Here is a 14,125-nt window from a genome sequence, read left to right on the forward strand (position 1 = left end):
AAATGAAAGCAAAAAAACCAGTAGTATTGGCTATATTAGATGGGTGAGGAATTGCAGAACCAGGTAAAGGAAATGCTGTTCTTCAAGCTAATATGGAATTTGTAGAAAGTTTAAAAAAAGAATATCCATGAGTTTCATCACATGCAAGTGGTGAATGAGTTGGACTACCAGAATGACAAATGGGAAATTCAGAAGTTGGTCATATTCATTTAGGAGCAGGAAGAATTAAATATGAATCTTTATCATTAATTAATAAAGCAATTTTTGAAAATAAATTTGATTCAAATGAAGAAATTCAAAAAGCAATTAAAAACTCTTTAGATAAAAATAGCGCATTTCATATCATGGGATTATTTTCAGATGGTGGAGTTCACTCACATATGAAACATATGTTTGCAACATATGAAGAAGCAGCTAAAGCTGGTGTTAAAGAAATTTATTTACATTTATTTACAGATGGAAGAGATACAAAACCAACTGTAGCTTTGAATTATTTAAAAGAATTAAATATATTAATTGCTAAATATAAAGTTGGTCAAGTAGCATCAATTTCAGGAAGATTTTATTCAATGGACAGAGATAAAAGAATGGAAAGAGTTGCTGAAGGTTATAAATCAATGGTTGATAGAAACTGTGAAAATTCATTTACAGATCCACTGTCATATATCCAATCACAATATAATTTAGGAAAAGATGATGAAGGAATTATTCCAGCATATAATTCAAATTGTAAAAATGGTTATGTCAAAGAAAATGATACAGTTGTATTTGTAAACTTTAGACCAGATAGAGCTATTCAAATGGCAAGTGCATTTACAAATCACAGTTATGCAGCATGAAATGATGATTCATTTAAGGGTTTAACTTTTTTGGGAGATAAAATTTATTTTCTATGTATGATGGAATATTCAGATTCAGTTAAAACAAATCATATAGCATTTAAATCAATAGAAGTTATTAATGGTTTGGGAGAATTATTAAGTAAAAAAGGATATAAACAATTAAGAATTGCTGAAACTGAAAAAATAGCACATGTTACTTTTTTCTTTGATGGAGGAAAAGATTATTTTAAAAATGGTCTTGCAATACAAAAAGAAATTAAACTTGAAGGTGCATCAATAGATTTAATTGCTTCTCCAAAAGTAGCAACTTATGATTTAAAACCAGAAATGTCAGCTGTTGAAATTACAGATAAATTAGTTGAAAGAATTGCATCAGAAGAATTTGATTTAATTGTTTTAAACTATGCAAACTGTGATATGGTAGGTCACACAGGTGTTTTAGAAGCTGCAATTAAAGGTGTAAAAACTTTAGATGAACAATTAAAAAGAGTTTATAAAGCATGTGAAGAACATGGTGCAGTAATGGTTATTACAGCAGATCATGGAAATGCAGAAATTATGATTGATCAAGAAGGAGGGCCAAATAAAAAACATACAAGTCAACCTGTTCCAATTATAATAACTGATAAATCAATTAAACTAAGATCAAAAGATGCAGCAATTGCTGATGTTTCACCAACAATTTGTGAAATATTGGGAGTAGAAATACCAAAAGAAATGACTCAACCTTCATTAATTGAAAAAAATAAAAACTTTTAATATAAAATATATTTTATTATTTTTGATAAATATATAGTGTTTTTTTTTATATAAAAGTTTTTATTTGTTGTTTAATACTATATTATTAGTTTATAGGGAAAATAATTATAAATTGTAGTATATAAATTTAGAAAGGAATTTTATATTAAATGATTTTATCTGCAAATATAGGAGAAACAGTTGTAAAAGTTTTGTCTGATTGAAAATTTTGGGGAGCTATAATATCTACTCTTGCAGTAATATTTTTAGGTTTTTTATTAACCAAAAAAAATATCTTAAAAAAGGAATGAGATAAGGTTTTTGTTAAAGTTGTTATGGTATTAGGCTTACCAGCACTAGCATTACAAGGGTTTTTAAGTAATATTACAGTTTCTACATTAATAAATCAAATGGGAGTTTTAGCAATCGGTTTTTTATTTTATTCAATTATGATGTTTACTTCAAGATATTTCTTTTTAAAAAATAATAAAGATATTCAAGATACACTAGCAATGTGTGTAGCTTTAGCTTCAACAACATTTTTTGGTTTACCAATTGTTAGTGTAATTTTTGGTCAAGAAGGAACTGTATCAGGAAATATTTTTAACGTTCCTTATAGAATCTTTTTATATAGTTTAGCTTTAATGATTATGAGCAAAAAAAATCTTACAGCTACTTTAACAAAAGAACAAAAATTAGAACAAAAAATAAAATTTAAACAATTAAGTGTAGAAGAAAAACAAATAATTAGAAATGAAAAAAATATTAAAATTAAAAATAGTTTAAAAAGTATTTTTGTAAATCCAATTTTAATTGCAACATTTATTGGATTATTTATTTGAATTACTCAGTTAATTCCTGGTATTGATATTTTAAAAGATGAAAAAGGTAATCCAGCTTCAGTTTTAAGAATAGATGTATTATTTCCCCCAATAAATAATATACTAAAGCTTATTGCAGGAATTTGTACTCCTTTAGCATATCTTGCTATAGGAATGAGTGTAGCTTCAAGCGATATTAAAGCAGCTGTAAAATCAAAATTAGTTTGATATTCAACTTTTATAAAAGTTTTAGTAGCTCCAACAATAATTTTATTAATGGCAATTGGATATTCATCAATTGGAAAAGCAATTACAGGAAATGCTGTTCTTACAGAAGCCAATTTAGGAGCATTAGTTGTTATGACAGCAGCTCCACCAGCTTCAGTTGTAGTTTCTTATGCAATTTCTTTTGATAAAGAAAAAGTATTGGCAAGTAATTTATCTGTATTATCTACTCTTATGTCAATAATTATGATGCCATTTTGAATTATTTTAGTTAAAATACTAGGATCAACACCATTATTTAGTTAGGATAAAATATATGTCTAAAAAAATTGTATGTTATGGTGTCAGAGACACTGAAAAGGCAATATTTTCAAATATTGCTTCTAAATTTCCTTATGAATTAGTATTAGAAGAAAAATTGTTAACTCATGACAATGTTGAAACTGCAAAGGGAGCTTATGCAGTAATGTTAAGAGCTAATTGTGTTGCTGACAAAGTTAATCTAGATAAATTTAAAGAATATGGAATTGAATATGTTTTAACAAGAACAGTAGGATTTAATCATATTGATTTAAATTATGCAAAACAATTGGGATTTAAGATGGCTAGAGTTCCATTTTATTCTCCAAATGCAGTAAGTGAATTAGCAGTTTCATTAGCTTTAGGCTTAATGAGAAACATATTTTATATGGCAAAAAAAAGTAATGAAAGAAACTTTACAGTAGATAATTTTATGTATGCTAAAGAAATAAGAAATTCTACAATAGGAATTATTGGAACAGGTAGAATTGGTATGGAAACAGCAAAAGCTTTTAAAGGAATGGGAGCAAATATATTAGGTTATGATCTTTATCCAAATAAGGATAATGAAGAAATTTTAAAATATGTTGATTTTGAAACATTAGCAAAAGAAAGCGATGCAGTAATACTTCACTGTCCACTTATTGAAGGTCAAAATAATGAATTTATTAATAAAGATTTTTTTAATAAAATGAAAGATAACTCATTCTTTTTAAATCTTTCTAGAGGAGAGTTAGTTAATAATTTAGATCTTTTAGAAGCTGTAAAATCTAATAAACTTAAAGGAGTGGCACTTGATACTTTATCAAATGAAAGTCAAATTTTCTTTAAAGATTTTCAAAATAAAGATCTGCCAATTGCAGTTTATAATGAACTTATAAAATTTTCACCACGTGTTATTTTTACTCCTCATATAGGTAGTTATACAGATGAAGCGATTAAAAATATGGTTGAAATATCTTTAGAAAATTTACAAGAATTTGAAAAAAATAATAGTTGTAAAAACTGTATATAAAAAAATATCTTCTATTTATTAGAAGATATTTTTTTATATTTATAGTAATTTTCAAGTTTTAATGGAATTACTATTAAAATAGGTATTACATAAAATTGTATTGTAAATAGACCAGAGAATAAAGAAGATAAGAATTCAATAGTAGAGTTTTTATATTTTCCAATTATTTTTAAAAAAGTATAGACAATACTTGTAATGTTTAAAATTAATGCAAATATGTATAAGAATAAATAGACAAAATCATATAAGATTTCATTTTCAGTTTTAAAATTATATTTTTTTGTTTTTGTTAGCATATATATTATTAAACCTATTAAAACTAAATTAATACAGATTTTAATTATGCTCAATATTTTTTCTTCATAAGTTACTTCAAACTTTTTATTTTCTTTATAAATATTTTTTTCCTTAACAAATAAATTGTTTATTCAAATCATTAAATATTGACATGCTGTTATTAAAAATAAACATCCCATTACTCCAAAAGTAAATAATTCCAAACCATTTTTAGCTGATAAATTAAAGAAAAAATAATGTGTTGATAAAACTTAAATATTTAAATCTGTAACTCACTCATAATCATTTTCAAGGAGTCATTAATAGTTTTTTTCTGAAATATTTGAAATATAATATTCTGAACCAATATTGTTCATTTTTATCATTCTTGTCATTATAAAAATAAGATAAAATACTAGATAAATTCATCCTTTTAATAGATTATTTTTATATCAGTTTGAGATATCAATTTTTTCTTTTTTTACAGCAATAAAATAATATGATAAGGAAATTATGTAAGTTACTAAATGAGTTGTAACTGTTATAAATCATTTTAATATGCTATCGTATGCATTTGAATAAGATACTAATGGATTAGTATCAATATCATGATTTGAAAGAGTAGCAGATAAAGCTGATCAAAATAATGCCATTGTTAATGTGAAATAAGCTAAAAAGTTTATTCAAGCAACTTTGCCAGGTCTTCATAATCCTCATTTACCATTTAATGCAACAAATAAAAAGAAAATAAAAAACATTCAATTTGTTTGTGTTGTTCAAAAAGCTAAATCTGCAAATATTTTGTTTACTCATCCAAAAATATGATATCTTGGAGCAGGATCAACTTGCGCCATAATTGCAGATATAACTAAAAAACCAAAAAAATAAATAAAGAATAAATATCAGCTTATAATTTTTAATTTTCTTTTCATAATTTCCTCATCATCTTTTTTACTAATTATCAATTATTTTAATAAAAAAGCAATTTTTTAGTTTTTATCAACCGTTATTAACTGCTTTTCTATCTTTAATAATTTTTTCAATATTAACAACTGCTTGCATTGATTCATAGATTCCTGAAATAAGATTTCTTATTTTTGTCTCATAAATACAACAGTCTCCTGCTGCATAAATTCCTTTTACTGAAGTTTGCATTGTTTGATCAACTTCAAATCTATTTAATTTATTTATTTTTAAATCTAAATTTGTAAATTTTTCTTTTTCAATTGTTGAACCAAATTGAACTATAATAGAGTCAAATTCTAATTCAACTTCTTGATTTGAATCAATTTCTGTTATTTTAATTTTTTTTGCTATATCATTATCATCTTCACTAATTTCTTTAAAATTATATGGAGTTAAAAATTTAACTTGATTTTTTTTAGCTTCTTCTATGCTTGCTGGTTTTGCTCTAAACTCATTTCTTCTATGAACTATTGTAACTGACTTTACTATATTTGTAAGTTCATTTGCCCAGTCTAATGAAGAATCTCCTCCACCAAAAATAATAACATTTTGATTTTTAAAACTTTGCATATTTGTAATTGAATAAAATATATTATCATATAATTTATCAACCAACTGTATTTGTTTAAAAATGCCCATTCCATCTGTAAATAGGATTCTTTTATAATGTTTAATTTCTTTATTTGAAAATTTAACTTCAAATCAGTTAATATGTTTTTCATCTTCTGGTTTAATTGCTTTTATTTCTAAAACATATGTGTTGTATGTTAATTTAATGTCATTATTTTCTTTTTTAATTGATTTAAACATTTCATCCATAGCTTTTTGTCCTTGAATTTTAGATATTGCTGGAAAATTATAAATATATTTTTCTGGATAATAAGTAGTTACTTGACCTCCATAAGTGTCTTTGGCTTCAACTATGTCTCCAGTTAATCTTAAATCAGCTGCCATTTTTCAAGCATACATTCCAGATGATCCACATCCAATTATTAAAATATCTTTAACCATAATTGCCTCCAAAATAATGCAAAATCATTATATCATATATACATATGTTAAAAGGAGCAATAGTAAATGAGATTTGAAATTAACAATTTAGATGAATTAAATAAAGTTGTTATTTATTTACTAGATAAATTAGCAGTAAATGTTTGTTTAATTATTGATGGACAAATGGGTGCGGGAAAAACAACTTTAACAAAAAAAATACTTAAAAAAATGGAAATAAATGAAATTGTAACATCACCAACTTTTACAATTATGAATCAATATCAAATAAATGATTTAAAAATTAATCATATAGATGCATATAGATTAACTTTACAAGAAAATTCACAAATGTATTTAGAAGAAATGTTTGATTCCTTAAATATTGTAGAGTGAAGTCAAAATCTTGCAATTAATTATAATTCTTATTTTAAGGTTATAAAAATTGTAATTAATGTAATTGATGAAAATAAGAGAGTTTTTATAATAGAGGAGGAAAACTAATATGAATCTTTTTTTAGATACAAGCAATAATAAATTAATTTTTATTTTAGAAAAAAATCATGAAATTGTAGATTATTTATTTTTAGATAATCAAATAAAAATTAGTGATATTGCTTTAGAAAAACTTAATAATTTTTTGCAAAGAAATAATTTAACAATACATGATATTAATAATTTTTATACAACAAAAGGACCTGGAAGTTATACAGGAGTAAGAGTTGCAATTACAATTGTTAAAACTTTAAAAACTATTAACAATGATTTTAATGTTTATTTAATCTCTTCACTTGCTTTTCAAGCATCAAATAAGCAAGCAATAAGTATTCTTGATGCAAAGGGATCAAAAATTTATTTAGGTATTTATGATAAAGGCAAAAATATAATTGCAGATCAAGTTATACCATTAGATTATTTAGAAAATTTTAAATCTCAATTTAAAGATTTTGAGATATTTCAAGATTATAATAATATTGATTTTAAAGTTAACTATTTAAAAACTAAAAAAATGTTTGAAAAAATTAGTGATGTATCAAAAATAAATCCAGTTTATATAAAACATTTTATATAAAGATAGTGAGGTATAGATTATGAAAGAAACAGGTCAAATTGGAGTATTGCCTATATGAGCAATAATATTAATTTTAGTTTTTTTTATAATAGGGCTAGTTATTTCTATTTGAGGATTTATATCTGCTTTTAATATAAAGAAAAAAAGAATTAAAATAAATTTAGAATTCTTATTTAAAGATAAACAAATAATTAAATATGGAGATACTTTTCAAGAAAAAGTAGGAGTATTTGCTTTTATTTTTAAGGACTTTAATAAAAATGACTACTTTAGACCAATATTTATTTTTAAAGCTAAAGATTTTGATTTAGTATCAAAAAATATAATAGAAGAAATTAATACAGAAAAATATAGTTTAATAAAAGAATATATGAATGAAAAAAACTTGAAAATAGAAGATATATATTTTATAAAATTAGAAAAAGAATCTAATAATGAGTTTTTAGAAATTTGAATAAACAAAACAAATTCAAAAAAAAGAGGTTTTAATAGGTAATTATTTTCACTTTTATTATATTATGGAATAATTTCCAATAAATATATATAATAACTTTGTGGAGGTATATCATGATACAAAATCAAATTATAGGGTTATCGATTTTTTTAATAGGACTCTTAATAATGGTTATTTTCGGATGATTAATTTTTTATTTAAAAAATAAAAATAAAAATAATTTAAATTTTAATTCTAGAAATCAAGAAAGTCAAACTATTTGAGAATTCACTAAAAAGAATTTTCCAATTTTTATAGCTTTATTTGGTCTTATTATTAGTATTACTGGAGCAATAATGATGTTCTAAAATGATTTACTACACAATTAAAAAATAAAGAAAGAGAGAATAATTTATGAAAAATGTTTCTTCACAAGCTGAAGGAAAATCTCAAAATAAATTTGTAGGATCTATGAAAAAGATGGGTAGAAATATTATGCCCACACTTTCAAAGTTAAGCAAAGCGTTTTTATTACCAATTGCCTTATTACCAATTGCTGGTGTTTTTCTAGGTGTTGGTTCTGCTATTGCAACAAATTCTGCAGATGGTAGTTTTGGATTTTATTTTGGTTCTGTTTTGAATAAAATGGGTGACGTATGTTTTGGTAATTTACCTGTTCTATTTTGTATTTCTGTTGCTTTAGCATATACAAAAGATTCAGGTATTGCAGCATTGACAGCTGTTGTTGGATTCCTAGTTATGAATGGAATGCAAGCTGCTTTATTACATACACAAACAGTTGATCCATCAAGCGTATTTGTATATGCTAAAACAGACTGACATCAACTTTATCAAAAAGTTGGAGATGTTTGAAAAGAAAATTGAGATAATTTTAATCTTCAAGATATAGAGAAGTATGTTAGTGCTTCAAGCATAGGCGAAGCAGCTAATGGTATTGCAATTAACTCTAAATTAGAATTAATTGATGGTGCTGGAAGTGTTTATTATTCATTATTGTGAATTAAAAAAATTCCTAATGGATTAATTACATCTAATATTGGTGTTAACTCATTAAATACAGGAGTATTTGCAGGTATTTTTGTTGGTGCTATTGCTGCAAAATGTTACAATAAATTTCATGCTACACAATTACCAGCTGCAATTAGTTTCTTTTCAGGAACAAAATTAGTTCCTATTATTACTTTTGGTGCTGTTATACCTTTATCATTTATATTTATGTTTGCATGACCTTATTTGGGAATGGCATTGGCTGCCTTTGGTAGAGTTTCAGGTAAATTACCATTTGGTGTAGATTCATTAATTTATGAAGTTGCAGAGCGTTCATTAGTTCCATTTGGATTACATCATGTATTTTATGCACCTTTATGATGAACAAATGCTGGAGGTTCAATTGCTGAAGCATTTAATGGAGCAAGTGAAGCTCAACAAAAAACTTTTGTTGAAATTTGAAAAGCAAATCATGATGTATCTTTATTGGGAGGAATAGAAGTTACTTTTGAAAATATTAAAAAATTAATAAGTAGGTCATATCCTGATTTATGACAATCAATGGGAGATCAAACAATTGCATATAAAGTTATAGCAAATTCAAAAGTATTGAATTTTACAGATTTAGAAATGCTAGGATTAAATATTGGTAGATTCCAATCAGGAAAATTCGGATTTATGTTATTAGGTCTACCAATGGCAGGACTTGCTATGTGATTAAATGTTCCTAAAGAAAATCGAAAATCAGTTATGGGAATTTATTTCTCAGCTGCCTTTACTTGTTTCTTAACAGGAATTACAGAACCAATTGAATATACATTCTTATTCTTGGCTCCTTGATTATTCTATGGTGTACATATGCCTTTAGCTTCAATTTCATTCTTATTAGCTGGATTATTTAAAACTCACGTTTCAATGACAGTTTCAGGAGGAATTATTGATTATATTGTATTTGGTATGGTACCATTCTTTGGAAGTCAAGTTATGAGTGCAAAATCATGTTTTGCAGTTTTAGGTGTAACTGGAATAATGGCACCAGCTTACTTCTTCTCATTCTACTTTGCAGTGAAATATGGAAAAGTAATGGTTCCTGGCCGTGATGGATCAGCAGAAGCTAAATTAGCAACTAAAGCTGATTACAAAGCTTCTAAAGGACAAAACCTAGATGGTTCAAAAATTGAAAAAACTAAAAGTTCAGTAGAAGCTGCTAGAATTGAAAAAGCTACAAAAATTATTGAATATTTAGGAGGAGAGTCAAATATTGAAGATGTTGATGCTTGTGCTAGTCGTTTAAGAGTTACAGTTAAAGATTCTTCTATCGTTAATAAAGATGGTATTATTTCTTTAGGTGGAGCAAACGGAGCTCTTATAAAAGGTACTAGTGTACAAGTAGTTTATGGTGGAGAGCAAGAAGCCATAAAACCTCGTATGATTAAAATACTTGAAGAACAAAGAAAATATAAAAAATCTTAGTATTTTGGTAATTTAATAATTTTAAAAAAAGTTCTAATTTAGATAGTAGAACTTTTTTATTTTTTATAATAATTAAAATTTTAAAAAAATGTATTGATATTAAATTAGTTTTTTTTGATATAATGAATTATGTGTATGGATTGATACTCAAGTTGGTGAAGAGGGCACCCTGCTAAGGTGTTAGGCCGGGCAACTGGCGCGAGAGTTCGAGTCTCTCTCAATCCGCCATTTAAGAAAGTAGACCAAGATTTTAAAATCTTGGTTTTTTATTTGATTATAAAAATAATACCTATAAAATAAATAATGTAAGATTGCTTTGGAGGAATATAACAATGAAAAAAACTAATATCAAAAATGATTTAAGTGAAAATAAACCAAAAAAGGGTTTTTTTAAAAAAATTTTTAATAGTAAAGAAGATAAGAAAAAAGTTTTATCAATTATTAAAACTAAAAAAATTAATAATCTTTATTTTTATACAGATGTAAATAATATTTTATTAATTTTAGAAAATGGTATTAGACTTTTGAAAGATCAAAAATTAAAAAAAAATGAAGAGTATACAGTTTGAACATATTTGGAAAATGAAAATTCAATAGGATTAGAATTTGACAGTTCTACAAGAGCTAATTTTTGAAAGTGAGCAAGTGAATCAAAAGTTGACATAGAAAAAATAACAGTTATTGGAATTGATCCTGAAAAGCTTGCTAAATATTCAAAAAATGACTGAGCAATTGATGAAGTAAAAAATATAGTTTATATATATGAAACAGTACCATTAGATGCTATTGATTTTATTATGATTAAAGACAAATCAAATTTAAAAAGAATTCAAACATATGTTGAAGCAAATGATATTCATATTGATGTATTTTATGGTGAAACAGGAAATGTTGACACAAAAAAGGAGAGAAAATAAAAAATGACTAATAAAATGGAAAAAATAACATCAAGGGATGTAGATTTTAGTCAATGATATACAGATGTAGTTAAAAATGCAGGATTAATGGATTATGGTCCAGTAAAAGGAACAATGATTTTTAAACCTCATGGGTATGCAATTTGAGAAGAATTTCAAAAATTTGCAGATAGAGAGTTTAAAAAATTAGAAGTTCAAAATGTATATTTCCCTCTTTTAATTCCAGAAAAATTATTTTTAGCCGAGAAAGAACATATAGAAGGATTTGCACCAGAATTAGCAACTGTCACAAAAGTTGGAAATAAAGATTTGGGTGAAAATTTATTTATTAGACCAACAAGTGAAGTTATTATTGCTGATTTTTTGTCAAGAGAAATTAAGTCATACAGAGATTTGCCTGTTAAATATAATCAATGAGCAAATGTTATGAGATGAGAAAAAACAACTAGACCGTTTTTAAGAAGTAGTGAATTTTTATGACAAGAAGGTCATACTTTTCACTCATCAAAACAAGAAGCAAAGCAAATGACTTTAGATATATTAGAAGTATATAAAAAACTTGCAAATGAGATTTTATTATTGCCAGTTATTGCTGGAAAAAAAACAGAAAAAGAAAAATTTGCAGGAGCTCAAGAAACTTATACTATTGAATCGTTAATGTATGATGGTCAGTCATTGCAATCAGGAACAAGTCATTATTTTGGAGATAATTTCTCAAAAGCATTTAATATTAAGTTTCAAAATAAAGATCAAAAAGAAGAAAATGCATATTCATCAAGTTGAGGTATATCAACTAGATTAATTGGTGCAATTATTATGACTCACTCTGATGATTTTGGATTAGTTTTACCAAGTAAAATTGCTCCAATTCAAATATCTATTATTGCAATTAATAACTTAGATGAAGTAACGAATGTATCAGATAATTTGAAATTAAAGTTATCTTCAAATTATAGAGTACAGTTAGATAAAACAGACAAATCTTTTGGTTTTAAAATTTCTGAAGCAGAAATTAAAGGCGTTCCAATAAGAATAGAAGTTGGTCCAAGAGATTTAAAAGAGAAAGTTGTTACAATTTCAAGACGTGATTTAAGAAATAAAGTTCAAGTTAAATTAGAAGAAGTTGAGAAATATATTGAAAAAGAAATCAATGAATATGATAAAAACTTATATAATAAAGCTTTAAGAAATAGAAAAAATAAAACTTTTAAAGCAGACTCTTTTAAAGAATATAAAGCAATTATTTATAAAACTCCAGGTTTTGTACTAGTTCCATTTTGTGGAGAAATAGAATGTGAAAATGATGTTAAACAAAAAACATCAACAAATTCTAGATGTATTCCAGAGGATATAAAACAAGTAAAATCAAAATGTTTTAATTGTAATAAAGATTCTGAACTTATGGTTTATTTTGCAAGAGCTTATTAGTTATGCTTTTAATTAATTTTATATAAATACTTATTTGAAATAAATTAAGAGTTTAGTAAGTAAAAATTAAAAAGTTGTTACTATTATTTTATCAAAATTACTCATAATAGGACTTAGATAAAATTTCTGAGTTCTTTTTTTGACTATACCAAAATGCACAATTATTTAAATAATTTAAGAAATGATCTAGAGATATAATTAATAAATATTCATATTTTTAAAATTAATTATTTATTAATAATAAATAATTAAAATACATACAACAAAAAATTTTATAAAGTGTTTTTTAGTAAAGGTTAAATATGCTTTTAAAAGTTCACAAAATTTATAAATACTATTATTTAGTTCTAATAATAGTTTCAAAATATCTATTTTTTTTGATATCTTAAAATTAGGAAATTAGTTATTTTAAAGATATAATCTATTTGTATACGTAATCACTTATGAAATGTGATGTAACCAGGTATTTATTAATTAAAAAAATGAACAATTGAAAAGGAGATTTTGAATGAAATCAAAAACTGGAGATTTAGTTCTTGTTCATGCATATAAACATAGTGGAAAATTATATAGGTCTTGAGAAAAAGTAGCTATTTTAGAAGAAACAGAAGATTATTTAGTGTTAATTAACGAGGACGTTTTAATTACTGAAATTAATGGAAGAAAATGAAAAACAAATGAGCCAGCTATATGATTTTTTTTTAAAGATAATTGATATAACATAATATGTATGTTTAAAGAACGAGGAATTAATTATTACTGTAATTTAGCTTCACCATATATTTTTGAAGAAGGAACAGTTAAATATATTGATTATGATTTAGATTTTAAAGTATTCAATGATCATAGTTATAAAATATTAGATTTAAAAGAATTTAATAGAAATAGAATGACTTGAAATTATTCTGTTGATATTGTTGATAAAGTTTGACAAAGTGTTGATGATCTAAAGCAAATGATTAAAAATAAAGTAAAACCTTTTGAACATGAATATGTTAATGAAATATGAAAAAAATATGAAAATTTAAAAAATAAAAACTAATAGGATAAAAATCTAAAAATAAATTCTACAATTTAAGAATTAATTGCACTGGTATAAACTGGTGTTTTTTAATTCAAAAATTTTGTATTTTATTGTTATTATATTCATCAATATATCAGGATATATGATATTTTATTTTCTCTACATTTTCCTTCTAAAGAACCAAAAAAATATTTTACCTTTTAATTATTTAAATAATTTCCAATTCTAGACATAAATAATTTAGAATTAATTTAATTTATTTAATACTACCTTAGTACAAACTAAATGTAATATGAAAATGATTATACTAATATTATCTAAATTATTTATAACTAAAAATCTATCATTTATTTTGATAATTTTTAAGATCTAATTATTTTTGTTTTGTAACTAATTATTACAGATAAGTAACAATTGTTTTCTCTTGTATTTATAGGCACATAAGACATATTAGTAGTAATTATATTATTTATTTTAGAATTAAACTCTCTTTTCACTAGATCATTAAATTTAACTAATGTATTTTTAAGTTCTAATTTATATTTATTTTTACGTGAATTAAATATGATATTTTATTTAGGCATATAATGTCTTAAT

The 14,125-nt window shown here is 24.4% G+C and carries 14 protein-coding genes and 1 tRNA gene; 12 read left to right on the plus strand and 3 right to left on the minus strand.

Going from position 1 to position 14,125, the window contains the following annotated elements; translation table 4 throughout:
• Positions 1 to 2: 2 nt before the first annotated feature.
• The 3 genes from gpmI to AACK92_RS01050 all read left to right on the plus strand — a co-directional run bounded on the left by gpmI (position 3) and on the right by AACK92_RS01050 (position 3,941).
• Entirely contained in the window at positions 3 to 1,601 is a 1,599-nt protein-coding gene (gpmI, locus tag AACK92_RS01040) for a 2,3-bisphosphoglycerate-independent phosphoglycerate mutase (protein ID WP_339021191.1), read from the plus strand.
• A gap of 149 nt (positions 1,602 to 1,750) precedes the next feature.
• Entirely contained in the window at positions 1,751 to 2,932 is a 1,182-nt protein-coding gene (locus AACK92_RS01045; RefSeq protein ID WP_339021192.1) for an AEC family transporter, read from the plus strand.
• 10 nt (positions 2,933 to 2,942) lie between these two features.
• The gene (locus AACK92_RS01050) at positions 2,943 to 3,941 is read left to right on the plus strand and encodes an NAD(P)-dependent oxidoreductase (protein ID WP_339021193.1); all 999 of its coding nucleotides are present in this window, start codon (positions 2,943 to 2,945) and stop codon (positions 3,939 to 3,941) included.
• An 11-nt stretch (positions 3,942 to 3,952) separates the two neighbouring features.
• Here AACK92_RS01050 and AACK92_RS01055 read toward each other — a convergent pair whose 3' ends face one another.
• From AACK92_RS01055 to AACK92_RS01065, 3 genes are all read right to left on the minus strand, one after another.
• The gene (locus AACK92_RS01055) at positions 3,953 to 4,441 is read right to left on the minus strand and encodes a hypothetical protein (RefSeq protein ID WP_339021195.1); all 489 of its coding nucleotides are present in this window, start codon (positions 4,439 to 4,441) and stop codon (positions 3,953 to 3,955) included.
• Between the two features lie 96 nt (positions 4,442 to 4,537).
• Entirely contained in the window at positions 4,538 to 5,149 is a 612-nt protein-coding gene (locus AACK92_RS01060) for a hypothetical protein (protein ID WP_339021196.1), read from the minus strand.
• A 64-nt stretch (positions 5,150 to 5,213) separates the two neighbouring features.
• The gene (locus tag AACK92_RS01065) at positions 5,214 to 6,194 is read right to left on the minus strand and encodes an NAD(P)/FAD-dependent oxidoreductase (RefSeq protein WP_339021198.1); all 981 of its coding nucleotides are present in this window, start codon (positions 6,192 to 6,194) and stop codon (positions 5,214 to 5,216) included.
• Positions 6,195 to 6,260: 66 nt separating this feature from the next.
• On the opposite strand from AACK92_RS01065, the gene tsaE reads away from it, so the two are divergent.
• The 9 genes from tsaE (at position 6,261) to AACK92_RS01110 (ending at position 13,546) form a co-directional block, all read left to right on the plus strand.
• Positions 6,261 to 6,677 (plus strand): tRNA (adenosine(37)-N6)-threonylcarbamoyltransferase complex ATPase subunit type 1 TsaE, encoded by a 417-nt coding sequence (tsaE, locus tag AACK92_RS01070; protein ID WP_339021200.1) that lies wholly within the window; start codon positions 6,261 to 6,263, stop codon positions 6,675 to 6,677.
• A 1-nt stretch (position 6,678) separates the two neighbouring features.
• On the plus strand, positions 6,679 to 7,245 hold the full coding sequence (tsaB, locus tag AACK92_RS01075; protein WP_339021202.1) for a tRNA (adenosine(37)-N6)-threonylcarbamoyltransferase complex dimerization subunit type 1 TsaB: 567 nt from the start codon (positions 6,679 to 6,681) through the stop codon (positions 7,243 to 7,245).
• A 19-nt stretch (positions 7,246 to 7,264) separates the two neighbouring features.
• A complete protein-coding gene (locus tag AACK92_RS01080) occupies positions 7,265 to 7,741 on the plus strand; it encodes a hypothetical protein (RefSeq protein ID WP_339021204.1) in 477 nt (158 codons plus the stop codon).
• A gap of 71 nt (positions 7,742 to 7,812) precedes the next feature.
• Positions 7,813 to 8,046, plus strand: coding sequence for a hypothetical protein (locus tag AACK92_RS01085; RefSeq protein WP_339021205.1), 234 nt, complete (start codon positions 7,813 to 7,815; stop codon positions 8,044 to 8,046).
• 103 nt (positions 8,047 to 8,149) lie between these two features.
• A complete protein-coding gene (locus AACK92_RS01090; protein ID WP_422397876.1) occupies positions 8,150 to 10,159 on the plus strand; it encodes a PTS transporter subunit EIIC in 2,010 nt (669 codons plus the stop codon).
• 137 nt (positions 10,160 to 10,296) lie between these two features.
• Positions 10,297 to 10,387, plus strand: a tRNA-Ser gene (locus tag AACK92_RS01095).
• Between the two features lie 104 nt (positions 10,388 to 10,491).
• Positions 10,492 to 11,076: a hypothetical protein gene (locus AACK92_RS01100; RefSeq protein WP_339021209.1), complete on the plus strand. Its 585-nt coding sequence runs from the start codon at positions 10,492 to 10,494 to the stop codon at positions 11,074 to 11,076.
• A 3-nt stretch (positions 11,077 to 11,079) separates the two neighbouring features.
• Positions 11,080 to 12,504 (plus strand): proline--tRNA ligase, encoded by a 1,425-nt coding sequence (gene proS, locus AACK92_RS01105; RefSeq protein WP_339021211.1) that lies wholly within the window; start codon positions 11,080 to 11,082, stop codon positions 12,502 to 12,504.
• A 508-nt stretch (positions 12,505 to 13,012) separates the two neighbouring features.
• Positions 13,013 to 13,546: a DUF402 domain-containing protein gene (locus AACK92_RS01110; RefSeq protein ID WP_339021213.1), complete on the plus strand. Its 534-nt coding sequence runs from the start codon at positions 13,013 to 13,015 to the stop codon at positions 13,544 to 13,546.
• Positions 13,547 to 14,125 lie beyond the last annotated feature (579 nt).

The organism is Spiroplasma endosymbiont of Atherix ibis, from assembly GCF_964020005.1.
GTDB lineage: Bacteria > Bacillota_I > Bacilli_A > Mycoplasmatales > Mycoplasmataceae > Spiroplasma_A.